The sequence below is a fragment of the uncultured Pontibacter sp. genome, assembly GCF_947495565.1.
Lineage (GTDB): Bacteria > Bacteroidota > Bacteroidia > Cytophagales > Hymenobacteraceae > Pontibacter.
In genome coordinates this window covers 256,450-283,003 of the sequence record NZ_CANLZM010000001.1, presented here as the reverse complement: position 1 = coordinate 283,003, position 26,554 = coordinate 256,450, and the positions used below count along the sequence as shown (strand labels likewise).

General features: G+C 48.1%; 21 protein-coding genes. 12 read left to right on the top strand and 9 right to left on the bottom strand.

Annotated elements, in window-relative coordinates; genetic code table 11:
* Positions 1-8: 8 nt before the first annotated feature.
* Positions 9-2,297, bottom strand: coding sequence for a TonB-dependent receptor (locus Q1B04_RS01180; protein WP_299754540.1), 2,289 nt, complete (start codon positions 2,295-2,297; stop codon positions 9-11).
* Positions 2,298-2,774: 477 nt separating this feature from the next.
* Between Q1B04_RS01180 and Q1B04_RS01175 the strand changes: the two genes are divergently transcribed.
* Genes Q1B04_RS01175 through Q1B04_RS01155 form a run of 5 tightly spaced genes read left to right on the top strand, consistent with a single transcriptional unit; the run spans position 2,775 to position 6,849 of the window.
* Positions 2,775-3,647, top strand: coding sequence for an STAS domain-containing protein (locus Q1B04_RS01175; RefSeq protein ID WP_299754538.1), 873 nt, complete (start codon positions 2,775-2,777; stop codon positions 3,645-3,647).
* 9 nt (positions 3,648-3,656) lie between these two features.
* On the top strand, positions 3,657-4,064 hold the full coding sequence (locus Q1B04_RS01170; protein ID WP_299754536.1) for an STAS domain-containing protein: 408 nt from the start codon (positions 3,657-3,659) through the stop codon (positions 4,062-4,064).
* Positions 4,057-4,461: an anti-sigma regulatory factor gene (locus Q1B04_RS01165; RefSeq protein WP_299754969.1), complete on the top strand. Its 405-nt coding sequence runs from the start codon at positions 4,057-4,059 to the stop codon at positions 4,459-4,461. The genes Q1B04_RS01170 and Q1B04_RS01165 overlap by 8 nt, the downstream gene beginning before the upstream one ends.
* A complete protein-coding gene (locus Q1B04_RS01160) occupies positions 4,451-5,494 on the top strand; it encodes an ATP-binding protein (protein WP_299754534.1) in 1,044 nt (347 codons plus the stop codon). Before Q1B04_RS01165 ends, Q1B04_RS01160 begins: the two co-directional genes overlap by 11 nt.
* 5 nt (positions 5,495-5,499) lie before the next feature.
* Positions 5,500-6,849: a sensor histidine kinase gene (locus tag Q1B04_RS01155; protein ID WP_299754532.1), complete on the top strand. Its 1,350-nt coding sequence runs from the start codon at positions 5,500-5,502 to the stop codon at positions 6,847-6,849.
* 42 nt (positions 6,850-6,891) lie between these two features.
* On the opposite strand, the gene Q1B04_RS01150 is transcribed toward Q1B04_RS01155, so the two are convergent.
* On the bottom strand, positions 6,892-7,326 hold the full coding sequence (locus Q1B04_RS01150; protein ID WP_299754530.1) for a response regulator: 435 nt from the start codon (positions 7,324-7,326) through the stop codon (positions 6,892-6,894).
* A gap of 374 nt (positions 7,327-7,700) precedes the next feature.
* On the opposite strand from Q1B04_RS01150, the gene Q1B04_RS01145 reads away from it, so the two are divergent.
* Positions 7,701-7,997, top strand: coding sequence for a hypothetical protein (locus Q1B04_RS01145; protein ID WP_299754528.1), 297 nt, complete (start codon positions 7,701-7,703; stop codon positions 7,995-7,997).
* Between the two features lie 57 nt (positions 7,998-8,054).
* Here the strand turns inward: Q1B04_RS01145 and paaN are convergent, their stop codons facing one another.
* Positions 8,055-9,728, bottom strand: a complete 1,674-nt coding sequence (gene paaN, locus Q1B04_RS01140; protein WP_299754526.1) for a phenylacetic acid degradation protein PaaN — start codon at positions 9,726-9,728, stop codon at positions 8,055-8,057.
* A 194-nt stretch (positions 9,729-9,922) separates the two neighbouring features.
* Between paaN and Q1B04_RS01135 the strand changes: the two genes are divergently transcribed.
* On the top strand, positions 9,923-13,216 hold the full coding sequence (locus Q1B04_RS01135) for a S8 family serine peptidase (RefSeq protein ID WP_299754524.1): 3,294 nt from the start codon (positions 9,923-9,925) through the stop codon (positions 13,214-13,216).
* Between the two features lie 101 nt (positions 13,217-13,317).
* Here the strand turns inward: Q1B04_RS01135 and Q1B04_RS01130 are convergent, their stop codons facing one another.
* Positions 13,318-15,597: an aconitate hydratase gene (locus tag Q1B04_RS01130; RefSeq protein WP_299754522.1), complete on the bottom strand. Its 2,280-nt coding sequence runs from the start codon at positions 15,595-15,597 to the stop codon at positions 13,318-13,320.
* A gap of 191 nt (positions 15,598-15,788) precedes the next feature.
* On the opposite strand from Q1B04_RS01130, the gene Q1B04_RS01125 reads away from it, so the two are divergent.
* Entirely contained in the window at positions 15,789-17,042 is a 1,254-nt protein-coding gene (locus Q1B04_RS01125) for a TlpA disulfide reductase family protein (RefSeq protein WP_299754520.1), read from the top strand.
* Between the two features lie 263 nt (positions 17,043-17,305).
* Here the strand turns inward: Q1B04_RS01125 and Q1B04_RS01120 are convergent, their stop codons facing one another.
* Entirely contained in the window at positions 17,306-17,926 is a 621-nt protein-coding gene (locus Q1B04_RS01120) for a class I SAM-dependent methyltransferase (protein ID WP_299754518.1), read from the bottom strand.
* A 297-nt stretch (positions 17,927-18,223) separates the two neighbouring features.
* Positions 18,224-19,201, bottom strand: coding sequence for a polyprenyl synthetase family protein (locus Q1B04_RS01115; RefSeq protein ID WP_299754516.1), 978 nt, complete (start codon positions 19,199-19,201; stop codon positions 18,224-18,226).
* A 261-nt stretch (positions 19,202-19,462) separates the two neighbouring features.
* On the opposite strand from Q1B04_RS01115, the gene Q1B04_RS01110 reads away from it, so the two are divergent.
* Genes Q1B04_RS01110 through Q1B04_RS01100 form a run of 3 tightly spaced genes read left to right on the top strand, consistent with a single transcriptional unit; the run spans position 19,463 to position 21,345 of the window.
* A complete protein-coding gene (locus tag Q1B04_RS01110) occupies positions 19,463-20,308 on the top strand; it encodes a dienelactone hydrolase family protein (protein ID WP_299754514.1) in 846 nt (281 codons plus the stop codon).
* Complete coding sequence (gene folK, locus Q1B04_RS01105) at positions 20,301-20,786, top strand: 2-amino-4-hydroxy-6-hydroxymethyldihydropteridine diphosphokinase (RefSeq protein ID WP_299754512.1); 486 nt, start codon at positions 20,301-20,303, stop codon at positions 20,784-20,786. The genes Q1B04_RS01110 and folK overlap by 8 nt, the downstream gene beginning before the upstream one ends.
* A 34-nt stretch (positions 20,787-20,820) precedes the next feature.
* Entirely contained in the window at positions 20,821-21,345 is a 525-nt protein-coding gene (locus tag Q1B04_RS01100) for a GNAT family N-acetyltransferase (protein ID WP_299754510.1), read from the top strand.
* 89 nt (positions 21,346-21,434) lie between these two features.
* On the opposite strand, the gene fabD is transcribed toward Q1B04_RS01100, so the two are convergent.
* The 3 genes from fabD to Q1B04_RS01085 form a co-directional block, all read right to left on the bottom strand.
* Positions 21,435-22,310, bottom strand: coding sequence for an ACP S-malonyltransferase (gene fabD, locus Q1B04_RS01095; RefSeq protein ID WP_299754508.1), 876 nt, complete (start codon positions 22,308-22,310; stop codon positions 21,435-21,437).
* Between the two features lie 142 nt (positions 22,311-22,452).
* Entirely contained in the window at positions 22,453-22,878 is a 426-nt protein-coding gene (locus Q1B04_RS01090; protein ID WP_299754506.1) for a DCC1-like thiol-disulfide oxidoreductase family protein, read from the bottom strand.
* Positions 22,878-25,646, bottom strand: coding sequence for a gliding motility-associated C-terminal domain-containing protein (locus tag Q1B04_RS01085; RefSeq protein WP_299754504.1), 2,769 nt, complete (start codon positions 25,644-25,646; stop codon positions 22,878-22,880). Before Q1B04_RS01085 ends, Q1B04_RS01090 begins: the two co-directional genes overlap by 1 nt.
* A gap of 225 nt (positions 25,647-25,871) precedes the next feature.
* On the opposite strand from Q1B04_RS01085, the gene Q1B04_RS01080 reads away from it, so the two are divergent.
* Entirely contained in the window at positions 25,872-26,552 is a 681-nt protein-coding gene (locus Q1B04_RS01080; RefSeq protein ID WP_299754502.1) for a succinate dehydrogenase cytochrome b subunit, read from the top strand.
* Positions 26,553-26,554: the final 2 nt, after the last annotated feature.

Here is a 26,554-nt window from a genome sequence, read left to right as displayed (position 1 = left end):
AAGTATTATCATTTGCTCAAAGTATAACGGACGCCCAGGAACCCTCTGATGCCTTGGTTAGGCGCATATACATAGGAAGGGTCAAAAGTGAGCGCGTTAGGATTATTGAGAGTCGGAACCACCTGCCCCTGGTCGTCAAACTGCACTTCTTTATCGAAGGGGTCGAAGGAGCGGGCAATGCTGTTGGCCGGAGGCGTGAAGTTGAGCAGGTTTTTCACGCCCCCGTATACTTCCCATTGGCTGCCGAAGGCTTTGGTAAGCTGTATGTTCTGTAAACTCCACCAGGGGGAGTACTCTTGGCGGTCATCCAGCTCCCCAAGCAGAGGCAGGCGCATAGGCCCGTACAGGTTACCGGTATAATCTACCGTCAGGCCCGCCCTAAGAAAAGTATAGCCAACATTCCAGACGCCAGTAAACTGCTCGGTCAGCAGCTGCCTTCTGCGCTTACCGTTCTCCTCCAGCGTAACGTCCATGGCAGTAACGCCAGCCAATATTTTCAAGCCGTTCGTCCAGGCCATATCCAGGTTCAGAGACACTCCCTTCGAAACGGCTGAGCCCATCAGGTTGCTGTAAAAGATCTTGTTCGGGTCTGTTTCATAATCAGGCACAATGCGGTTGTTGAAATAAGTATAAAAAAGACTCCCATCCAGACCGATAAAGGAATTGTTGCCGGTATAAATTTGCTTTACCACATTCAGGTTCGCGTTCCAGGATGTTTCCGGGTCCAGCTCCCCTTCAAATACCACCTCACGGGCACCGGTCAGGGCAGCATGGTCTTCAGTGAACACATTGGCTACGCGGTAGCCGTTGCCCACGCTCAGGCGCACTACGTTATTTTTGTTTTCAGAGGTCCATTTATAGTTGAGGCGGGGCGTAAAAATGTTGCCGTGCAGGCTGTTATAATCGTAGCGGGCACCAAGCAGGATTTTGTTCTGCTCGTTCAGGATGATCTCGTCCTGGAGAAAGAGGCCCGGCAGGTGCGTCACCGAAGGCTCATTTCCGGCACCGTCGGCTTCGGCTGTGGCTGGCGTGTTGTCGTCGTAGTAAGTATAGCGGTAAGCCAGGCCCATCAGCACATCATGTTTTCTACCAAAAAGCCTGTTCCAGGTCAGCTGCCCGAAGCCGATGTACTGGTTGGCGTAATACAAAGTGGTGCCATACACAGAGTTATGGTCATGCCCGTTAGCGCTGAACTGGAAATTGATGACTTCATCCACCGGTAGCTGATAAGTCCCGAAAGCTTCCCAGCGGCTGGTATAAATGCTCTCGCCGTATACCTCTTCCCCTCCACGGTTCTCGCTATTCCAGTTCATCTCGCCGCCCCAGCGATCTTCGTACACATAGCGGCCTGCCACCGAGAAAGGCTTATTGCTCTTGCGCGCAAAGCTCAGTTTGTTGAATACTGAAATACGGTTCTGCAGTGTTACATCAGTAAAGTTGTCGCTGTTGTTATCAATAGGGTTCTGATAGTTAAAGTAATTTACCCCTAACAGGCCCTGCGCTTTATTTGCGGCGGCGTAGCGCATCCCCACATCAGCGTTTACCTCGCCCCAACTTGTGCCGAACACATCTACAGCGGTAAGCGGCGCGGAAGACGGCTTTTTAGTAATAATGTTAATCAAGCCTCCCACAGCCTCAGAACCGTAGAGCGTGGAGGCCGGGCCTTTTACAACCTCCACCCGCTCCATCAGCGACTGCGGGATACCGGTTAACCCATATACTGTGGAGAGCCCGCTTACTATGGGCATGCCGTCGATCATCACCATCGTATAAGGCCCCTCAAGCCCGTTTATGTGTATGTCGCCGGTGTTGCACACGTTGCAATTAAGCTGTGGCCGCACGCCGTTCACGTGCTGCATAGACTCGAACACAGAGGGAGTTGGGTTGGCTTTAAAAAATTCCGTAGTGTAAACCTCCACCGGCACTGGGCTCTCCAGCTTTGTCATTTCCTTCATTGTACCCGAAATCACAACCTCGCTTATCCGGGCGGCAGCCTCTTTTAAGTTAAAATTAACTGTGCCCTGAGGGTTTTGGCTGCTAACAACAACCCGTTTTGTTTGCGTTTCAAAACCTATAAAGGAAGTAGTGATTTCGTAGGTGCCATAGGGCACTTCTTTGATGCTAAAGTATCCGTTCTGGTTTGTGGAGGCGCCCAAGCTGGTATTTTTCAACCCCACGTTCACAAACTCCAGCGGGCTGTCTGCCGAGCGAACATAGCCGCTAATGCTGCCTTTCTGCGCCACTACCTGCACGGAGAAAACCGTTAATAATAAAATAAGCGTATTGAGGTGTTTCATAATTACTTTTTAGACATACATTCTTACAATGTTCAATACTCAAAAGTATAGTTTTAGGTTTGTCTAAAAAACAATTTTTGTACATTTTAAAATCGAATTGAGCGCATGAAAATTATCCGGCAATATACTGAGTGGCAGATTTTTGAAACTCTCCACAACTGACAGCTAACTCACCTGCATAGATACTGAAGTGTTACCAAGAAGTTAATATTTAAGCTTTTAACATTAACCTTTTGCCGTATTTCAGCTCAAAAGGCTTTAAGTATATTAAATTTTTGATCCGGTTTGACATATACTTTGCGCTACCAACTAACTAAAAAATTATCTATATTATTGATATACAGCAAAGTGTAAACACATGCAGCCAACCTCAACAAAAGTTAAGTGCTGTAGTTAAACATATATTTTATATCTTTAAGCTTATCGTACCAAATCATTTTACACCTATACCTAGTATACATCGGCTAACCCTTTATTATGAACACAACAGCTCAGTTATTACAGAATAATAAGAGTAAAATTCTGGAAACTTGGATGCAAAATCAACTACAAGACAATTCACTCCGCGATGATTTAATATCAAACGAGGAGCTGCGTCGCCAGTCTGATGAGCTTATCAGTTCGCTTGCCCGTGCCACATCAACAGGCAACGTAGATAATATTCACGCTCCTGAATATGAAACTGTAATTGAAATCTTAAGTGATATTTCTATTACCCGCGCCCGCCAAGGCTTTAGCCCCCGCGAGACAGGTATGTATGTATTGAGCCTTAAGCAGGCACTAAGCGCTATTTTAGAAGAAAAGCATAGCGACCAGCCAGAAGTACTTTACAAAGAGCTACTCATTATCCACAGGTTATTAGACAACCTTAGTGTCGTTACTTTTGAGACTTATATTAAAGGGCGTGAAGAAGTGATCCTGCGCCAGACGGATGAGATCAATGAGATATCTACTCCTGTTATCCGTGTTTGGGATGGTATACTTGCTCTTCCAATTATCGGAACGTTAGACAGCGCCCGTACTCAAATTGTAATGGAGAACCTGTTGCAAGAGATTGTGAACACAGGTAGCAGCATTGCTATTCTTGATATCTCTGGTGTACCAGCTGTAGACTCATTAGTTGCCCAGCACCTTATAAAAACGGTGAGCGCCACCCGCCTAATGGGAGCTGAATGTATTATTAGCGGTATCCGTGCAGAGATTGCACAGACTATCGTGCATTTAGGCATTGACCTCTCTAATATCAAAACAAAAGCAAGTTTGGCAACTGCCCTGCAGTTAGCCTTTAGCATGCGCAACGTAGAGGTTCGGAACAGTAGTAAGAAAACAGGCTTTAGCATTAGCCGATAGTTTAGTAAAATGGAGAGAATTCCTATTCTGAAAATGGGGCCGTTCCTACTGGTCACCATTCAAGTAGACCTTTATGACCGGTTAGCCCTGAACCTCGAAAACGACCTGATCAGCATGGTGAGTAAGACCGGTGCAAGAGGTGTGCTCATCGATATTTCCGCAGTTAGTATAGTAGATTCCTTTATGGGCCGCATTCTGGGCAACATTGCCTCTATGTCGCGGATCATGGATGCTGAAACAGTTGTGGTGGGTATGCAGCCTGCCGTAGCTATTACGCTGGTAGAGCTTGGCCTTACATTACAGGGTGTTTATACTGCCCTCGATGTAGAAAAAGGCATGGAGCTCTTACAGGATAAAATAGGCATCTTAGAAGATCCTGAAGAAGACGAGGAGGCCCCGGATGATTGTAATGACTAAAGACACGATGCAAATCGTGCGAGAGCAGGATGTTGTACCCTTTCGTAACCGGGTTCGTGAGCTAAGCACTAAAATAGGTATGAGCCTGGTAAACCAGACAAAGCTCATCACTGCGGCCAGCGAACTAGTTCGGAATATGCTTAAGTATGGCAACGGCGGCAAAGTAATGCTGGAAACCATAAGCAAGAACGCTCAGTCAGGCATCAGGCTTATTTTTGAAGATCAGGGACCAGGTATACCCGATGTGCAGCAGGCTATGCGAGACGGTTTTTCTACCGGAAAAAGTTTGGGCCTCGGCCTGCCCGGCGCCAAAAGGCTCGTAAATGAGTTTGATATCAAGAGCGCAGTGGGCGAAGGCACCACTGTAACAATAATACACTGGAAACATGGACGTTAAGCAACACCAACGTTTTCTTATACCAGATAAATCTTACGCCAGTATTGCTAAACGAGAAATTGCGCGTGTAGCTGCTGCTGCCGGCATGTCCGTTAGCGACGTAGGAAAGCTCAACATCGTGGTTGCCGAGATGGTATCCAACTTGGTAAAGCATACCGTGCAGGGTGGTGAGTTGCTCTTACGCGTATTAGGAGGCACACCGGCTGAGGGTATAGAGGTGATTAGCCTTGATAACGGCCCTGGTATGACTGACCCAATCCGGATGCAGGAAGATGGAATTTCTACTTTCGGCACTGCTGGGGAAGGACTTGGCGCCATAAAAAGACAGTCAGACGTTTTTGACCTTTACTCTCAGCAGGGAGTCGGCACGGTTATACTTTCCAGGATTTTAAAGCCTGTTAAAACCACCTCTGCAACACAGCCTGCAAGGCACCACGAGATTGGTTATGTTATGGTGCCTAAGCCTAAAGAAACAGTTTGTGGCGATGGGTTGGCTATCATTGAAAAGGAAACTGAAGTATACATACTAGCCCTGGATGGACTGGGGCATGGCCCAAGCGCACACGAAGCCTCAGAGCTTGCCGCACAGGTGTTTACCTCTTCTCCCCCGCTTCTGCCTACCGATGCCCTACGCCTGATTCATCATAACATTAAGCGCACACGTGGTGCCGTGGGTTTTGTGGCCAACATCAGCGGAACAAGCAACCGCATGAGCTATTGCGGAATTGGTAATATTGCAGGCAAACTGTATGCACCCGATGCAACCTTTGGCAGCAGCCCGTATAAGAACGTGTTCTCCTATAATGGTATCTTAGGCCACAATATCCCAAATACACTTAGCGAGCAGGAACTTGATTGGGGACGGCACCGTATGCTGATCCTACACTCAGACGGAATCAAATCCAGGTGGGATCTTACCAAATACCAGGCTTTAAACCGCCATTTACCTACCACTGTGGCAGCTTTGCTCTACAAAGACAATAGTCGCCAAACAGATGATTCTTTGGTTGTAGTATGTAAAAGTAGAAGTTAAGCAAAATGCAGCTTAGTATACTTAAAATAAATATTAACAACGAGCTGGATGTAGTACTGGCTTACAAGAGAGCCATGCAGCTTTCTGAGCGGCTAGGTTTGCAACAAGCCAACCAGACCAAGTTTGCTACGGCCGTTTCTGAGATTTGCCGCAACGTGGTGGAGCATGTTGGCAGCGGCACCATACAGTTTAACATATCAGAAGTCAGCGGCTTTAAGTACCTGGAAGCTTTTGTAACTGATAGAGGGCGAGGCATCGGCAACCTTGATCTTATACTTGAAAACAGGGCTTATAAAATCAACTCCCGCGGCTCCGGAATCATCAACTCAAAAAAGCTGTCCGACTTGTTTGAGATAGAGAGCGATTTTGCAAAAGGTACCCGTGTAAAGCTCCTGAAAAAACTTCCGGCCACCGGCCCGAGCATCAGCAAAGATACTTTAGAGAAGTGGGCTTTAGAATTTGAGCGTGAAGCAGACATATCTCCTTATGCCGAGATCAAGACTCAGAACATGCAGCTCCTGGAGGTACTGGAACAACTTCGCATCAGAAACCTGGAGGCAGAGCAACAGCTACAAGAGATCCGGCGATTGAACACACAGCTACAGAAGTCTAACCAAGAGATTAACCAGCTGCTGGACGAGCGGGAGAAGAAAAACCTCATCCTGCAAGATATTAACCAGCACTTGGATGCCTTTGCACACACCGTGTCGCATGACCTGCGCGCGCCGCTGCAGAACATCAACGGAATTGCAACCGCACTGGAGGCGTGCCTGGAGGCCGGACAGTTGGAGGAGGCTAACCATGTTTTCCCGATGCTTCGTCAGCAGACTCAGAAAATGGACCGCCTGATAACAGGCATACTTGCTTACTCGTTGGCGGGGCACCACAACTTGCCTAAAAAAGTAATTGATATGCAGGTGCTGCTGCACCAGGTTATCTCTTCGCTTAATGTGCCGCCATTATTTAAAATAGATGTTCAGCCAGAGCTGCCTATACTTTACACTCAGGAAATATACCTTTACCAGGTGTTCAGCAACCTGCTGGGCAATGCTATAAAGTACCACGACCAGCCGGAAAAGGCATTTGTCCGCATCAATTTTGAGGCTCAGCAGGATTGGCTATACTTTACAGTGGAGGATAACGGCCCGGGAATTGCCGAAGAGGCGCAGCACCAGATTTTCAGTATGTATGAATCAGGCAATGCTATGTCGAGGCCGGATAGCTCCGGGCTTGGGCTTTCTATTGTCCGGAAAATTATAGAAGAAAAAGGCGGCAATATATGGGTTGACTCCCAAGGGAGGGGCAGCCGGTTTTCTTTTACCTGGCCCAAGGAAGAAATCGTACAGGAAAGCTAAAATAAGAGAGGCGCTGCAAATAAATACAGCGCCTCTCTTATTTTAGCTTCTTTTAAAAAATTCTTCTATTATTTCGTGCACATCGTGCTTGGTGAGCGCTTTGGAGAAATGCTTTTTTACCTTATTATACTGCTTTAGCTTCTCCAGATCGTAAAAGCTTGCTGAAGAAGTAAGCATAAGTATAATAACAGGGTTAATTTCTTCAAAATTAAGCTTGTGGTACTCATTTAAAAAAGAGAAGCCATCCATAACAGGCATTTTAATATCCAGGAAAACTAGATCCGGGTGCTTGTATGCTGCTTCTGCCTCAGGGCCTTCTGCCTTTGTGAGATAATCTAATGCTTCTTTGCCGTTTTTCAGCAACTTAATCTCCTTCGCCACCTGCATTTCTTTGAGCAAACGCTCATTCAGATAGTTAGTGGTATCGTCGTCGTCTACCAATAACACAAGATTTAAGGGATAATTGTAGGGCTTCATCAGGTTGTTCATTTATGCCTCAATTCCTTTAAAATTTCACCAGTCGCACCTACTAAACCTACAGCTGCAAGTTATTCTGTTTAACTTTTTGCGAATATCGTACTCTAACCTGTAAATTCAAATTTTAATCCTGCATTAAACTAAATTATTGAAAATACATGTGTTACGTACGCAGCATAATACCCTGCTAAATCAGGTGCCATTAACGCAAAACTTAAACAGATGGTAGAATCTCACCTGTTATCTTGCTGATTTAGGCCCCGCATTATCTCCATACTTTTATAAGCTGCTGCCACCACACATCCTTTTGACTAAAAAATTAGTAATAGTGGTAAGAAGCCCAAAAAGCAATTCTACAACAAAGCTATTATACTATGGATAATTACCCTATTAAACCTGAAAACATGCGCGCCCCAGACCATTTGACTAAAGGCGAGGTACAGAAAAGCCTGGATGAACTGGATAACAAGATTAAAACCCTCAAGGGTCGCATTAACGCCACTGCGGCAGACTCTAACCATACGTACCATGAGCATATTGCCGGCCTGGAGCGGAAGCGGGAACTGATCATCCAGAAGATGGGCGACCCCAGCAATGAGCAGCAGCACTGGAAAGATTTGCACAACAACATTAACGACCTGCACAGCGATGCAGACAATATGATAAAATAAAAACAAAGCCCCTGCTTGCGGCAGGGGCTTTGTTTTTATACGTGATCTCGTTACAGGTTATCCCATTACAGGCTCTCTAAAGCCAACCCATGTAAAGCGTTTTATGACAAACTCAGGGTTAGTGAAAGAGGCGTTACCTGCAGGGTTGCCCCCTGTTACGTGGAAGTCGGAGAAGCTGGCATTTTGATTTACATAAATACCGCCTGTCAGGTTAAAGCTTACCGGAGTACCCGCTAAGCCCATTTCGTCCATAATCTTCTCTTTCACGTCATCGTCAGTAGTATAAGCTCCGCACGAGATGGCCCCGAAATTAATGGCCATTTCTTTAGCCAGTTCTATACTTTGGTCTGTGCTTCTGGTCTTGATGATCAGAACCACCGGCCCGAACAACTCGCGGCTGTAGCTTTCTTTTTCAGTGGCATCCACTTCATAGATTACCGGTGTGCAGGTGCGCGCGTTGGTGAACATCGGGTTCTCGAAATCGCAAGTGCTAAGCACCTCGCGCCCTTTTACCGAAGCAGCACTTTTTACACGCTCCGCAGTGGCCGGGTTTTGAATGGCACCCATGATATGCGGCGCAGCTTTAGGGTTATTTACCAAGGCTGTTACGGCTCCGGCAATTTTCTCCACTACCTGCTCGTAAGGCACTGTTTCGCCGGCTACTTTCACACCTGTTTCAGGTATAAAGAAGTTCTGAGGAGCTGTGCACATTTGGCCAGAGTACAGCGTAACCGAGAAGGCCAGGTTCTGCACCACTTTGTCCAGGTTCTCCACAGAATCTATGATAATAGAGTTAACGCCGGTTTTCTCAGTGAAAGTAGTTTTACCTGAAAGGCTCTCCACATAGTTTCCAAACTCAGTGCCGCCAGTATAGTCGATCAGCTTAACCTTCGGGTTTTCTGCCAGCTCCTTTGTAATCAGTCGGTCATCGGCATCCACACCCAGCTGACAGATGTTCGGGTTTAGGCCGTTTTGCTGCAGCACCTTCTGCACCTCAGCCACAACAATAGCAATAGGAAGCACAGCTTTCGGGTGCGGCTTCACGATAACAGGGTTGCCTGTTACCAAGCTGGCAAACATGCCTGGCACGGTATTCCAGGTCGGGAAGGTAGAGCAGCCAATTACCAGCGACACACCCTTCGGTACTGCTTTCCAAGTTTTGTTAAGCTTCAGGTTATACTTGCCCATTGGCTTTTCCCACTCCGTGCTTTCCGGAAAACGGGTTTGCTCTTCGTAGCCAGCCGCAATGGCTTCAAGGGCTCTGTCGGCTGCGTGAGGGCCGGAAGCCTGAAACGACATCATATAAGCCTGCCCCGTAGTGTGCATGGTAGCATAGGCGATTTCGAAAAAGCGGGTTTTCATTTGCTCCAGCGCCTCCACAAGCAGCGCTGCACGATCGGCTGGCTTTAGTTTACGCCATTGATGATACGCCTCTTCAGCACGGCTGATCAGGGTATCCGGCTCAAAGAAAGGGTATTTAACGCCGAGCTGCTGCTGCTCGTACGGCGACTCCTCCTGCCCTACCCAGGCTTGCTCTTCCTGCTGCAGTAGTTCCGTAAATTTATTGTTCAGAAAGTTTTTATACTTCTCGCGACCTTCCTTATCGGCAGTTTCGCCATACACGTCCGGCGATGGGTTTTCAGGGTAGTATGCAAAGAAAGTACGGTCATGCAAAGCCTGTACTGCTTTTTGAATAGTTTCTCGGTGTTTATCCACTAATTCCAGATTCATAGTTAATTTTTAATATTTAATAGGAAAATAGAAACAAATTATTGTAAATAACAGTTGAATGAAATATACACAAAAAAATCTGAAGCCAAATCCATCAGCTGTTTTTTTTATCATGGATATTTGTACTTTTGCCGTACCCGTCCATGATTTGCTCTATTTCATAAACAGGTATAAACAGGTATTATATTGAGCAGATGATTACCCTTACCCTGCTGCCAAAGCGCAGTCTATTATTCGCCTTAATTTTACTGTTATACGCGCCGCTGCTGTATGGGCAACGACCTGCCTTGGATTTTGGTGCCAAAACCATTCCCAACAAGGTTGTTTACAAACTAAAACCGCAGCAAGCCAGCCACTTGCGCAAAAGCACTGACCAAAGTATGAGCCAGGCGCTGCAGCAGATAGGAGCAAAACAGGTAAACCAGAAATTCCCGGGCGTGGCAGCCCAGCAGACATTTGCTTTGGCCCGAAAAGCTGCCCCTGCAGTAGACCTGTCCCAGATTTACGAATTACAGTATACACCTGGCCATACGTTTGAGGAAGTCCGCAGCATACTTATGGCAACCGGACAGGTAGCCTATGTAGAGCCATTATTTATACGGGAGCCACTCCATCAGCCCAACGACCCTGCCTCTGATTCTACTAAAACCACGCAGTATTACCTCAAGCAGGTGCAGGCTTATGGCGGCTGGGAGGTAGAGCAAGGCGACACCACAGTTGTGATCGGTATACTTGACACCGGTTTCAGGCTTACACACGTTGACCTGCAGACAAAAGTAAAACTTAACCACAACGACCCGATTGATGGCATTGATAACGACGGCGACGGCTTTATAGACAATTACCGCGGCTGGGACTTTGCCGATAACGATAACGACGTAACCGATAACACCGCCTGGCGAGGCCACGGCACAGCAGTGGCTGGCGTGGCTGCGGGTGCTACAAACAATGGCACAGGTATGGCCGGCCTTAGCTATAATGCCCTTTTCATGCCTATCAAGGTTTTCTCTTCTTACAATAACGGACCGTTTGGCGGATATGAGGCAATAGTTTACGCTGCTAATAATGGCTGTAAGATCATCAACCTCTCCTGGGGCGGCACCGGTTTCTCTGCTTTTGAGCAAGATGTGATTAACTATGCCGTACTGGAGAAGGATGTGCTTATAGTGGCATCGGGTGGCAACACAAATGCCTACCTTAATATTTACCCCGCCTCATATGACAATGTGCTCTCAGTGGGTGGGGCCAATAATCAGGATGTAAAGTTTAAGGACCATACTTTCAGCTATACCATTGACCTTATCTCGCCGAGCAGCAATATCTACAGTACATCTGTGCTTGGCGATGAGCGCTATGGCAACGTGGGCGGAACTTCCTTTGCGGCTCCCACAGTAGCCGGTGGCGCTGCGCTGGTGCGTTCCCATTTTCCGGAGCTGAACGCAAGGCAGGTGGCAGAAAGGCTGAGAGCAAGCACTGACGAAATTTATACTTTGGATGGTAACAAGGCCTACCTCGAAATGTTGGGAACCGGTCGCTTCAACCTTAAAAAGGCATTGAAAAGCGCCTCCTTAAAAGCTGTACGCTGTCTTTCTTTTGCGCCTTTCCCAAACCAGAGCATGTCAGCTGGAAGCACTGTTGCCATAGATGCCAGCTTTGTAAATTACCTTGCTGCTGCTGATGGGCTGCAAATCACACTTAGCTCCCTATCCCCTTACGTGAGTGTGGAGCAGGGCAACGCCAGTTTTTCAGGCCTAGGCACCATGGCCACTGTCTCTACAGGCGAACAGCCTTTTGTTATTAAAATATCAGGCGACTCCCCTGCCAACCATAAAGTATTTTTGCGCTTAGGATATTCAGACGGAGACTACAGCGGTTTCCAGCATTTCGAGCTTGTCATCAACCCTAACTTTGCCACGCTCACAGCCAACAACCTGCACCTGACCTTAAACAGTGAGGGCAACATTGGCTACAACGGGCTAAACATGAAGCAAGGTGTGGGTGTAAAATATAAAGATGGCGCTTCGCTGTTATTTGAAGGAGGGCTTATACTTTCTGCTACTAACGGTAAAGTGGCCGATAACCTTCATAACGACTCCTGGCAAAACAGCAAAGGATTTGAGCCAACCATGCTTACGCGATCCTACTATAATACCAAGCTGGCAGACCAGGAAATCCGCAGCCTGATGCAGACAAAAGTAGACGGGCACCCGGAAGTGGAGGTTAAAACCCTTGCTTACGCTTGGGCCACCGAGCCGGATCAGGATTATGTGATACTGGAATATCAGATCACAAACAATTCATCCGAAGCGATTCCATACTTGCACGCCGGCCTTTTTGCTGACTGGGACATCGGAAACTATACCGAAAACAAAGCTGGTTGGGACAGTGAGCTGCAGATGGGTTACGCTTATCATACCTACTCCCCGTTACCTTACGCCGGCATCAAACTTCTGACTACTGAAAGCCAGCCTATCTACCACGCCATTGACAACATTGGCGGCAACGACTCTACTATTGCCGTGGACGATGGCTTTTCTGATGCTGAAAAGTATAAAATTGTTTCGAATGGAATGAGCCGTTTGAAGGCAGGCGGGGAGTATGGCAACAGCATATCGCATATATTGGGTGCCACTGCGCTAGACCTTGCACCGGGGCAAACTAAAATTATTGCCTTTGCCGTGCTGGCCGGCGATAACCTGGCCGCTATGAAACAACATGCCCAGGCTGCGCAGAAGAAGTATAAAAGCATGAAATCCGGGCCGGCTCCATCGTCTCTGGCTTATCAGGTCTGCAATTCTGACGCTGTTGTCATTGCTCCGGAAGGAGGTAGCTACTTTAATTTTTACAATGACTCCGATGCTAAAGAATTGCTTGCTTCAGGGTCAAGCCTCACTATCAGCAACGCTACCAGCAGCACCATTTATGTTGCCAATGCTGACTCTATGTACTTAAGTGCTTTGGTGCCGATGCAGATAGAGGTGCTGCCCATCAGCAATGCTAATTTTAAAGTTACAAATGCCACGTCTCAGGTAAACAAAACTGTAATCTTTAAAGATGAAAGTATAAATGCCAGCTCCTGGCATTGGGATTTCGGGGACGGCGGGCAATCTCAGGTGCAACAACCTATGCATAAATTTACTAGCCCCGGCACATATACCGTTACCTTAACTACGCTAAATAAATTAGACTGCACGCGCAGCACCTATCAGCAGTTAATTGATGTGTATGATGTGGAGCCAAAACTTTATCCTAACCCTGCTATCGGAAAAATCACTCTGAATTTAACAGCGCCTCTTTCAGAATTAGAAGACTCTAAGCCTGAGCTAAGGCTAACCGATATGGCCGGAAAAACTATGGCAGCTGCTCCTTCTTCAATTTCCAGCACACAGTTTCAATATGATTTGAGCCCTTTAAGTGCGGGTGTATACATTGCCCACATCAGCTACCAGGGTGAAATATTTGTGAGGCGGGTTCTGGTAAGGAAGTAGTTTTTAGCAGCTAATCTTACTTGCTTCAGTAACTGACTACCGCCTATAAAACAAAAGGCCTCTCCAAACAGAGAGGCCTTTCTTATGAATTTCAGTACGTGCTATGCGTTAGCGTTCTGCTTCTGCATCTGACGGATCAGGTTAAGGGCAGAACCAGCTTTAAACCAGGCTATCTGGCCTTGGTTGTAAGTGTGGTTTACCATAAAGCTGTCCTGGCTGCCATCTGAATGGTGCAGCACAACTTTCAGTTGCTTACCTTCCTGGAAGTCCTCAAGGCCAAGTATATCGATTGTGTCGGTTTCCTCAATCAGATCGTAATCCGCTTTGTTAACGAATGTTAGACCTAACATACCTTGCTTCTTCAGGTTCGTTTCGTGGATACGTGCGAAAGACTTCACAAGAACCGCACGAACGCCCAAGTGGCGAGGCTCCATGGCAGCGTGCTCACGAGAAGAGCCTTCGCCATAGTTCTCATCACCTACAACCACAGTACCGATGCCGGCAGCTTTGTACGTACGGGCTGTAGCAGGCACAGTGTCATAACCACGGGTCATGTCATTGTAAACGCTATTCGCCTCACCGTTGAAAGCATTGATAGCACCGATCAACATATTGTTGGAGATGTTATCAAGGTGGCCACGGTATTTCAACCAAGGACCTGCCATAGAAATATGGTCAGTTGTACACTTGCCTTGCGCTTTAATCAGCAGCTTCAGTCCTTTCAGGTCTGTGCCTTCCCACGGTTTAAAGCCTTCCAGCAGTTGCAGACGGTCAGAAGCCGGATCAACAACTACCTCAACTGTGCTTCCGTCTTCGGCTGGAGCAGCATAACCTGCGTCTTCTACTGCAAAGCCCTGCGTTGGCAGCTCAATACCTACCGGCTCATCCAGCTTCACCTGCTGTCCATCTTTTGTAGTCAGCGTATCGGTAAGCGGGTTAAACGTAAGGTCGCCGGCAATTGCGAAAGCAGTTACGATCTCGGGTGAAGCCACGAACGCGTGTGTGTTCGGGTTACCGTCGTTACGCTTGGCAAAGTTACGGTTAAACGAGGTAATGATAGAGTTCTTACGGGTAGGATCGTCGGTGTGACGCGCCCACTGGCCAATGCACGGACCGCAAGCGTTTGCCAACACAACACCGCCCATTTCAGCGAACGTATCCAACAAGCCATCGCGGGCAGTTGTATAGCGTACCATTTCGGAACCTGGTGTAATGGTGAACTCTGCCTGAGCAACCAGATTCTTATCAACGGCTTGCTTCGCGATAGAGGCAGCGCGCGTAATGTCTTCGTAAGAAGAGTTGGTGCAAGAACCGATCAAACCTACTTCCAGCTTAGCTGGCCAGTTGTGCTCTTTAACTACAGCAGCGAACTGAGAAATTGGCCACGCAGCGTCCGGCGTGAATGGGCCGTTTACATGCGGCTCCAGTATATTCAGGTCGATCTCGATCAGTTGATCGTAGAAAGCAGCCGGGTCAGCGTATACTTCGTCGTCGGCACGCAGGTGCTGCGCCACTTCGTCAGCCATCTGCACTACTTCCTCGCGGTTAGTAGAGTTCAGGTAAGCACGCATGCTGTTGTCATAGGCAAATACCGAAGTAGTTGCACCGATTTCAGCACCCATGTTACAGATAGTGCCTTTACCAGTACAAGACATGCTCTCTGCGCCTTCGCCGAAATACTCCACAATAGCGCCTGTACCACCTTTTACAGTCAGGATACCAGCCACTTTCAGGATTACGTCTTTCGGAGAGGTCCAGCCGCTCATTTTACCGGTCAGCTTTACGCCGATTACTTTCGGGAATTTCAGCTCCCAAGGCATACCGGCCATTACGTCCACGGCATCGGCACCGCCTACACCAATGGCTACCATACCCAAACCACCTGCGTTAGGTGTGTGAGAGTCCGTACCAATCATCATACCACCCGGGAATGCGTAGTTTTCGAGCACTACCTGGTGAATGATACCAGCACCTGGCTTCCAGAAGCCAATGCCATACTTGTTAGATACAGAAGCAAGGAAGTCATAAACCTCTTTGTTTTCTGCATAAGCGTCCTGCAGGTCAGACTCAGCACCCGTACGAGCCTGAATCAGGTGGTCGCAGTGTACAGTAGAAGGTACTGCCACAGTTGGCTTACCTGCCTGCATGAACTGAAGCAAGGCCATTTGTGCCGTGGCATCCTGCATGGCTACCCTGTCCGGCGCAAAGTCTACATAAGACTTACCACGCTCATGAGCCCCTGTCGCAGGACCATCATAAAGGTGTGCATACAGGATTTTCTCTGTCAGGGTAAGCGGTCTGCCAACCTTATTGCGGGCAGCTGTAACACGCTCTTCCATGCCGGCATATACCGCCTTGATCATTTCTAAATCAAATGCCATAGTTTTGCTATTGTTAGTGTTTTATACTCTATTTAATGAAGTTTACAAATGTACGAAAACTATATATCTCTAAAAACATAAGAATACGCTAATATAAGTTGCTACATTAATATGCATGCAGAATTATTAGAATACACATTTTAAAGACTTATCTATACCTTTGCACTGCAGTAATTCATAATGTTCACGACATGAAACATCACTTTAGTAATACCTATACCAGCCTCTTTTTGTTTTTGGCGCTGCTGGTAACATCCTGTACTTCTATGACATCCACTGACAACACAATTAAAGCCGGCAGCTGGCGCGTAGCACTGCAGCACGCCGACGGAAAAGAGATTCCTTTTATAATGGAAGCCGAAGAGCAAGACGGCAAAACCATACTTTACCTGATAAATGGCGAAGAGCGCATTTTGGTAGATGACATAAAACAGGAAGGAGACTCTGTTAAAATCGGTTTGCATATTTTTGATGCCGACCTGATTGCTAAGGTGGAAGGAAATAAAATGGCTGGCCGCTTTGTAAAGAACGACACCGCCACACCTTATGCCATGCCTTTCACGGCAGCGCATGGCCTGGAAAACCGATTTGAGGCCAATCCTGCTCCGGCAGACTTTAACTTTGTCGGCAAATGGGAAGTAGTGTTCACACCCAAAGAAGGGAAAAGCTACAATGCCATCGGCGAGTTTAAGCAGCAGGATAATTATGTAACGGGCACCTTCCTGACCGAAACCGGTGATTACCGTTTTCTGGAGGGGCAAGTGGCTGGAAGTGAGCTAAAACTTTCCACCTTCGACGGAAACCACGCTTACCTGTTTACAGCCACACCAACTAACGACACCACGCTTAACGGAGATTTTTACGCCGGCATGAACGGCTACGAGAGCTGGACTGCCAAACGCAACCCTAACGCTGCACTTGCCAGCGCTGACTCGCTTACGTTCCTGAAGCCTGGCTACGAAACACTATCGTTTGCATTTCCTAACCTGCAGGGCGAGCAGGTGTCGCTGTCTGATGACAAGTATAAAGGCAAGGTGGTGGTAGTGCAGCTATTGGGCTCCTGGTGCCCTAACTGTATGGACGAGACAAATTTTCTGGCGCCATACTATGACCAGAACAAAGATCGCGGACTGGAAATTATCGGGCTCGGTTTTGAACGCAGCCCGGAGTTTGACAAAGCCGCTGCCCGCCTGAAGAAGATGGAGGAACGCCTGGATGTAAATTATGATTTGCTCGTAGCCGGCACTTCCGATAAAGAGGCAGCCGCTAAAGCCTTACCAGCCTTAAACCACGTCCTCTCCTTCCCGACCACTATCTTTATAGGCCGCGACGGCAAAGTACGCAAGATCCACACCGGCTTCTCTGGCCCCGGCACTGGCAAGTATTACGACGAGTTTGTGGCTGATTTCAACAAAACCATGGAGCAGCTGCTAGCGGAGAAGTAATGGATAATTGTTGATTGGCATGTATAAAGGCAAAGGCCGCTGTTTCTGATGAAGCAGCGGCCTTTGTGTTTACTCCAGCAAACTTACCGCGAGTTTTCAACTCGTGTTTTCCCATGGGGCAGGCTTTCAGCTTGCGTTGATTGCGCATTTCATACTTTTGCAAGCTGAAAGCTTGCCCCGTTATAAGCCACAAGATGTAATCTTGCGGCAGGAACAAAATGTGTCCCCAATGGTAGCCTTAGAGATAAAGGGGTAGTTAGATACTAAGGCTTTCGCAACCGCACAATGCGGAAAGTCCCTCCCAGCGCTGCCGTCTCATTCAGCTCCTGCTGCAGCGAAGTATGACTGATGATGTTTCCTATACTTCGGTTGATGTCGGAAAAAAGCGTGCTGGCAACCTGGTTAAAAGCGCGCCGAAGCAGTGATGGCTTCTGTCCGTCGGGCAGAAACTTATCGAAAACCATAGCGGTACCGCCTGGCTTCAGCACCCGCTCCACCTCTTTGATACAGGCCACAGGATCAGGTATAACAGCAAGTATAAGATGAAGTATAACGGCATCGAAAGAAGCGTCTGCAAAAGTCAGCTGCTGCCCGTTCATCACCTGCGCATCAACTGGCACCTGTAGCTTGTCGGCCCGCCGCACTAATTTCCGAATCATGCCCGGTGTAATATCAATCGCGGTGAGGTTGGTGCATCCTTTGAGGTAAGGCAGGTCGAGGCCGGTGCCGGCGCCAAGTATAAGTATGGCATCATCAGGCTTTGCCCCCAGCAGCTGTACAGAGCGCTGTCTATACTTCCTGAAAATACGATCCGCAACAAAATCATAGATGGGCAGGTACATAGTATACCGCAGGCGGTTCCAGGTGTTGGTGTTCAGGTTCATGTTTCATAGGTTATTTTGTGTCATCAAAGCTACCTACTGTACCTATACTACCTGTTGCAAAATTACGGCTGATATTTACAGAAGTATAAGGTTGAAACTGCCTGAATCAGGATTTAGGGGATGGATGGGCAGGATTTATACTTCGCCAGCGTCGGGTCTAACTTCCCCCCTTGTCAAAGGAGGGGAACCTATAACTGCTACTGCTAAAGTATAAATTTCATTGCTGCAGCCATAGCGCGGACAGGTCACGACCTGTCCCTACAAAGCAAATCAACAATCCAACAGTTAACAATTAAATTACTTCTCCCGCTCTATAGTATAAGCGATAAGCTGCTCTAGCGAGCGGCGTGATGGGGTATTTGGGAAAGTATGGAGAATGGCCAGCGCCTCGGCATGGTACTGGTTCATCTGCTGTATGGTGTAGTCTATGCCGCCGGAGTTTTTTACGAAATCGATCACCTGCTGCACGCGCTTGTTGTCGCCGTTGTTGTTTTTCACGTTGTAAATTACACGGCGCTTGGTCAGCCAATCAGCTTCGCGTAAGGCATGTATCAGCGGCAGGGTCATTTTCTTTTCTTTGATATCGATGCCTACAGGTTTGCCAATCTCGGCGGTGCCATAATCAAAAAGGTCGTCTTTAATCTGAAAGGCAATCCCCACCTTCTCACCGAACAAGCGGGCCTTCTCAATCTCCTCTTTGCAAGCGCCGGCAGAGGCCGCACCCACAGCACAACAGGAGGCAATTAAAGAAGCGGTTTTCTGGCGAATAATATCAAAGTATACATCCTCGGTTATATCGAGGCGGCGGGCTTTCTCAATCTGCAGCAGCTCTCCTTCACTCATCTCCTTCACTGCATTAGAAACGATTTTGAGCAGCTCGTAATCGTCGTTCTGCAGCGAGAGCAACAGGCCTTTGGAGAGCAGATAATCGCCTACCAGAACTGCAATCTTGTTTTTCCAGAGGGCATTTACGGAAAAGAAGCCGCGACGGTAGTTGGCATCGTCCACCACATCATCGTGCACCAGCGTAGCCGTGTGCAGCAATTCTATCAGGGCGGCGCCGCGGTAAGTGGCTTCGGTTATACTTTCCTGGAAAAGCTTGGCTGTGAAAAACACGAACATAGGCCGCATCTGCTTCCCTTTGCGCTTCACGATGTAGCTCATAATTCGGTCTAGAAGCAAAACCCTGGTCTTCATGGAAGCCCTGAACTTCTTCTCGAACTGCTGCATCTCCGACGCGATGGGCGCCTGTATTTCGTTTAGACTTATGCTCATGTATTAAGTCCGCAATATTACGGCCTCCTGAAGTGCTTTCCAAACGCGGGCTGGCAAAACAGTGTTTTATTGTTAAATTGCTGAATAGTTAAATTGTTTGATGACAAAAATTAATGTCAGGCTTAGACGAACGCTCGGTTACGAGTATGCCCTTGCTTCGTAAGTATACATTTGTGCAGCACGACTTTAACAGAAGCCAATCAAGTATAGTAAATAACTCTAAGCAACAATTTAACAATCAGCCACTAAGCAACCCAGAAGATGAAAGTTGATTTTGTAGTTTATCCCGAGCACGGACGCCCTTTTACAGCCGATGTCACCTATTGGCCTGACAGTAACCCCAAACCAATTATCCTATTCGCCCACGGTTTTAAGGGATTTAAAGACTGGGGACATTTTAACCTGCTGGCCACTTATTTTGCCAAGCAAGGCTTTGTGTTTATCAAATTTAACTTTGCCTACAACGGCACCACCGTAGACAACTACTCTGACATGCACGACATGGAGGCGTTCGGGCAAAATAACTTCAGTCTGGAGCTGGATGATATGCAGGCACTTATCGATTTGCTTCACTCCGAAAACCCTCCTGTCGAGGCCAAAGAACTGGACCTGAGCCGTATTTACCTGATAGGCCATAGCCGTGGCGGAGGCGCCGTGATTCTGAAAGCTGCCGAAGAGCCGCGCGTAAAAGCTGTGGCCAGTTGGGCCGGTGTAAACAGGTACGATAACCGCTGGGATGAGCTGCACATGGGCAAGTGGAAAGAGCAAGGCGTACAATATGTGCAGAACGGACGCACCGGTGTTCAGATGCCGCTGTATTACCAGATTGTAGAAAATTTTATTGAGAACAAGTACCGCTTGGATATACCCACTGTGGTAAAGCGCATGGATCAACCCTTGCTCCTGCTGCACGGCGAGCGAGACGAAACGCTGCCAACCCAAATGGCCCACGACCTGCAAAGCTGGAAGCCGGATGCCGAACTGCACCTGCTCCCCGAAGCCGACCACTCCTTTGGCGGGCAACACCCTTACGATAAAAATGAACTGCCAGACGCAGCGCGTTCAGCCGCAGACCTAAGTATAAATTTCTTCCGAAGGCATGCCTAAGGTTTACTTATTGCTTGGCGGCAACCTCGGCGACCGCACCTCATACTTACAGCAAGCCCGCGAAAGTATAAACCAGCAGGTGGGCCGCCTCATGCGCAGCTCAAAAATATACGAAACTGCCGCCTGGGGCAAAACCGACCAACCTAACTTCCTGAACCAGGTGCTGGAGGTGCAGACGGAATTAACGCCTGAGCAGGTGCTGCAGCAGATAAACCAAATTGAGCAGGAACTCGGCCGTATACGCCATGAGCACTGGGGCGCCCGCGTGATTGACATCGACATACTTTTTTACGCTAACCAGGTGCAGCAGACGCAACGCTTAACCATTCCTCACCCACAGCTGCACCTGCGACGTTTTACGTTGCTGCCGCTTTCAGAGCTGGTACCGGAGTTGGAGCACCCGTTGCTGCACAAAAGTATAAACCAACTGCTGCAGGAGTGCCCGGATGAGCTGGAGGTATGGGAGTTTGAGGAGTAACTCGTATTAAATCATACTTACCAACAACAAAGCTTTGAGCGCCTACCTATCCTTCGAAACAGAGCGACTGCTTATTAAACCAACTTCTACTGCAGATGCCGCTTTTATAGTTGAGCTCCTGAACACGCCGCAGTGGCTAAAGTATATCGGAGACAGGAACGTGCGCTCTGTTAAGGCGGCAGAAGAATATATCGGGAGCAGAATACTACCGCAATTAAAAAAGCTGGGCTACGGCAACTACACAGTTATCCGGAAATCTGACGGCGCTAAAATAGGAACCTGCGGGCTTTACGACAGACAGGGCTTGGATGGAATTGATATCGGCTTTGCTTTCCTGCCGCAGTATGAAAAGCAAGGCTATGCTTTTGAGGCAGCGAGTAAACTGAGCAATGCAGCTTTTGAGCATTTCGGTTTAAAGCAGATTTGCGCCATCACCACAAAAGGCAATATTGCCAGCCAAAAGCTACTGGAAACACTAGGTCTGCGGTACGTAAAGCTCGTAAAATTGCCACATGATGCTGAAGAGCTGCTGCTGTATCAAACCGACTTTAAAGTATAAATCTGTTCATCTATACTTCTGCAAAGCACAAACGCCTCCCCCGGCGCAGGCCAAAGAAGGCGTTTTATAGTTTATACTACTTCTGATGCTTATTCGGCAGAGCTAACTTCGGCTGTACGCTCAATCTTTTTCACCAGGCCCTGCAGCACTTTACCCGGGCCGCACTCTACAAAATGTGTGGCACCGTCGGCTACCATTTGCTGCACCGATTGTGTCCAACGCACGGGCGCAGTCAGCTGGCTGATCAGGTTCTGCTTAATCTCCTGCGGATCGGTATGCGGCTGGGCATCTACATTCTGATAGATAGGGCAAATGCCTTCCGAGAAAGTTGTTTCCTCAATAGCCTTCGCCAGTTCAACTTCAGCTGGTTTCATCAGCGGCGAGTGGAACGCACCACCTACAGGGAGCGGTAGCGCACGCTTGGCACCAGCCTCTTTCATTTTCTCGCAAGCTATCTCAATTCCTTTGTTAGAGCCGGAGATAACCAGTTGGCCCGGGCAGTTATAATTGGCGGCCACTACTACCTCGTCTATAGAAGCGCACACCTCTTCAACCTTTGCATCTTCCAGACCAAGTATGGCGGCCATGGTAGATGGGTTTGCCTCGCAAGCGGCCTGCATGGCCATGGCTCTTTTGTATACTAACCTCAGGCCATCTTCAAAACTCAGCACTTTACTGGCTACCAAAGCAGAGAATTCTCCAAGCGAGTGACCTGCCACCATATCCGGTGCAAAGTCCTTGGCTACGGCGGCCTGTGCTACAGAATGCAGAAAAATAGCAGGTTGTGTTACTTTGGTTTGCTTCAGCTCCTCGTCGGTGCCGTTAAACATGATCTCGGTGATATTGAAACCCAGTATCTCGTTTGCCTGATCAAACAGCTGCTTTGCTGCTTCATGCTGCTCATATAGGTCTTTGCCCATCCCAACAAACTGAGAGCCCTGGCCCGGGAAAACATATGCTTTCATTCCTTATTTTTTGTTAATTGATAGTTGCTGTATGGTTAAATCGCCAAATGGCTAAACTGCTACATAGTTGCTCCCTTCACTATAGGCCTATGGTTTAGCCAACCTATACTTTGTAAAGTTCAGAAATCTAACATTTAACAATTTAAAAAAACCTGGCCCTTTGTTCCGGGCTTGGCAGCATGCAGGCATCTGTGCGGCCGGCTATACGGTAGCGGTTTCGGGCCACCAGGCGGTACACAAAATCCCGGAAAGATAAAGGAATAATGCGGAAAACAGCAAGTATGGACAAAGGAAAATCAAGATAGCGGGCAATACGCAGCGCAGCTTCAGACTCAGAATAGAGCCTCCCGTTCTCGTAAAAAAGTATGGAATCAGGCAAAGGACCAGGAATTTGCGCTTTGGGCACCAGCGCCTCCATCACACCGGATTGCAGGGCTGCAAAGTATAAATTTTGCCGCTGGTTATACTTTAGCACCACCTGCACACTGCCTTGGCAAAAGCCGCAGGTGCCGTCGTAAAATATGACTGGCTTACCCTGCAGCTGCTGTATATTTTGTAAACTTTGCATTAACGCACAATCTCTACCCAACCCTTGTAAGAGGCACGGGCTTTGGACGGGTCTAACGTGTAAAACTCTACTTCAACCTCGTAATAGTAGGTGCCGTCAGTAAGGCGGTTACCGTCTGTGTCAACTCCAGGCCAGTTGATGAACAGTCCTTCTCCTTCGGTAACCGTACCGCCGTCAAATACCTGCACCCCCCATCTGTTGTAAACTTTAAACTTCATGCTCCTGATAAAGGCTCGTACCTTAGGCCGGAACACATCGTTCAGGTTGTCTCCGTTTGGCGTGATGATGTTAGGAAGTATAAACGAGATACAGTTGTCGTTGCAAACCTCGTTGCTGAACTCACTTTCGCGGCCATTCACATCTGTGGCTGTTACTACATAGCACCCCGCAAACGACTGCAAGCCGCTGTGCGTGTAAGTGGTTTCTGTTGTGGTGTCCAGTCGCACATACGCTGCATCCAGTGTCGGTTTAAAGTATATGGTGTAATAAGCGATCTCGTCCGTGCAGTCCGGCGAAGTGTCCGGCACCCAATTCAGAACATTCTGGTAAGGAGGCTCTGTAGGGTTTTGGGCAAAAAGATCGCAGTTAAGCAGTTCTATACTTAACTCTGGCGGACAAATATTTCTTGGCAATGTGGCGCATACTTGCTGGCTGTTGTTAAGCAGCGGCTCCGGCAGTCCTTCAATCTGATAGGTGCCTGCTGTCTGCACATAATAGCAATACTCCTGCCCGCGCACCAGCTCCTGGTTCTGGAAAGTACCGGCATCCGTATAATTTCCGCCTGCAGCCGTAGCCGACACACTATCGATAAGTATAAACTCATCTTCTACCTGCCGGTAAATGTAATGCTGCAGCAGTTCGTTGTTCCAAGGCACATCGTAAGTCCAGCTCAACTGAACCTCTTTTGCTTCGCCTTCGGATGGTGCAACCTCTAAGTATACGCTGGATGCTTCCGTACTATCGCGCAGCGACGTTGGCTGGCCTCCCGGCTGTGGTGTCTGGTAAAACTCCAGGCGGTAACGATAGGCATTTTCTACAGTGTTCAGCCCGGTGTCAACAAAGGTAGTGTCGGCCATGTTGCGGGTGCGCTTTACTTCAGTAAAGCCGTTTCCGGTGTCCATGCCCACTTTGCGGAACAAACGATATTCCAACGGCGGTGTCAGCTTCTCTACTTCCATCGGCTGTGCCCATTTAACAGTAATCTGGCCGTTTGCCACATCGGTTTCATCTACCGTCACGTTGGTCAGATATGGGATGTCCTGGTCTATTACCACGCAAGTTTCAAGAGAGGCTAGGCTTTCGCCGCGGCCTACTGCCGGGAAGGTAGCATAAATAATATAGCAGTACTCCACGCCGGCTTCTAAGCCTGCCCCGTTGTTGTCATCAAAAAACGTAACATCACCTGCATCTACCTCACCAATTAGCACATAGCCTGTGGAGGCTGGTACGCCCGTCTGGCATTCGTCTGGCACAAAGTTGCTTGGCCCCTCACGTCGGTAAATCCTTATTTTGTCTGCGTTCTGGCAAGTATATTCATCCCAGGTCAGAGTTACGTTCCGGTCTGCGCTGGTGGCATCCAGGTTTTCAGGTGCCGGTCCTATTACTGTTATATTCCAGGGCTGCAGGTCGGCCAGTCTTTCATCATTGTTTGGCCGGATGTCCTCCGCCCGGAAAACAACCTGATAAGGGGCCTGTCTTACATCCTCGCAGGAAGTGCTCCAGACAAAGCGGCCAGTAGCCTCTCCGGGGTTGTTTGTTAACTGCTCGAGCGTAGCAGGCGGCACAATACCGCTACCTGCCACTGTCAGGTTAATGCGGTCTCCGTCAGGGTCGGTGGCGCGCACTATAGCTCTGAGCGTAGTACCCGCAACAATACAGGTATCTTTTGGCTCCAGCACAGGCGGCCGGTTTTCGTTTTCCTCTACGTTTATGCGCATATCCCGCACTACTTCACCAATCTTTACAGCGCCGCCGTTTGGTCCGCGCCGCCACTCCTCTACCACAAACGCAATGTTATACTTACCGGCAAGGCAGGGTGCGTCCCAGGTTAGCTGGCCGGTTATGGGGTCGAGTCTGAAAAATGCGGGGCCGCTGTCATCCGATGTGCGGCAGTTTGCAACCTGGTCCGGGTTGCGGTAGCCAGGCACCACGGCAATGTCTCCGCTCGGCTGCTGATAGCGTGGGGCAATTAGTTTAAAGGATAGGCTGTCTCCGTCGGCATCAAAAGCACCAGGGTTGTGCACAAACTTACGGAACATGGCTGCATCGTCAATCGGCTCCACGGTAAGTACTGGCGTACTGTTAAAGCCGCGCAAAGCATTGATATCTATGGTGGTGGATATGAAAAAAGACCGCTGGTCAGATGGCGGCGCCATGTTCAGGATATTATTATCGCGGTTCTCGCCAATCCAGTAGGTGGTGTAGGTGCCGTCAGACGGATACGTAAATTCCCACTCAAACACCTCTCTGTCAGTCTCAGCGTTAATGGGGGTCACTGACTTACGTTGAACAAGCAAGGTGGTATTACCAGAACCTGTGAATATAGTTACTTCCGGGTCTTCGGCCGGGGAAGTATGGTTAGTATACACGATCATGGTAAAGAAAAAGCGACGGGGATTAGGGTTTGGTGTCGTGTCCCGCTTGGCGGTAATATCCCCTGCTCTAATATGAGTAGCCTGTACTTCCGAGAAAGTACCCAACAGCAACAATAGCAACACCCACAACAGACTACCATGCAGCAGATACTTCAGGCGTATAAGATTTGGCATAGATGAATCGGGTTAGGCAGTAAATATAGTATAATCTTAAACTATGTTCAGTTTAAAATGTTGTCTTAATAGATTCTGATACGAGGAAATGGTGCAGATTTATGGAGTTACGGATATCAATTTAGATTGATTCAAAATATATAAGTATAATTGTTTTCTACTTGGTCGAAATGTACCTTTGGGCGTTAAAAAACGCTTAATTCACTTAACCTATAACAAACACAGATGAATTGGTTTACTAAAACGTTTTCCAGTACAGTTGGGCGAAAGATCGTGATGTCAGTTACGGGACTTTTCCTTTGCTCTTTCCTGGTGGTGCACCTTATCGGTAACCTACAGCTGTTCCGAAACGACGGTGGAGCTGCATTTAACCTTTATTCGGATTTCATGGCCCACAATGGTGTTATCCGGTTTATGGAGCTTATACTTGTTGCTGGCTTTCTGTTTCACATTTACGATGCCATCGTACTGACTAGCCGTAATAAAAAGGCTCGCCCTGTGGATTATGTAAATAACCACCCGGAGCAGAACAGCACCTGGTCTTCGCGCAACATGGGCCTTTTAGGCACAGTAATCCTGGTTTTCCTCATCATTCACTTATGGAATTTCTTCGTTCCTGCCCGTTTTGGCGGCCTGGAAGGCGTAGTGATTGAAGACGTGGAGTATGACAACCTTTACTTACGTGTAGTACAATCTTTCCAGATCTGGTGGTATGTGGCTATTTATGTTATCGCAATGGTTGCCCTGGCTTACCATCTTATTCACGGCTTCCAGAGTGCCTTCCAAACACTTGGCTTAGACCATAAGAAGTACACTCCCTTTATTCAGAAGTTCGGCGTGGCATTCTCTATCATTGTATGCTTAGGGTTTGCAATTATTCCGCTGTATTTCTTCTTCCTTGTGTAATT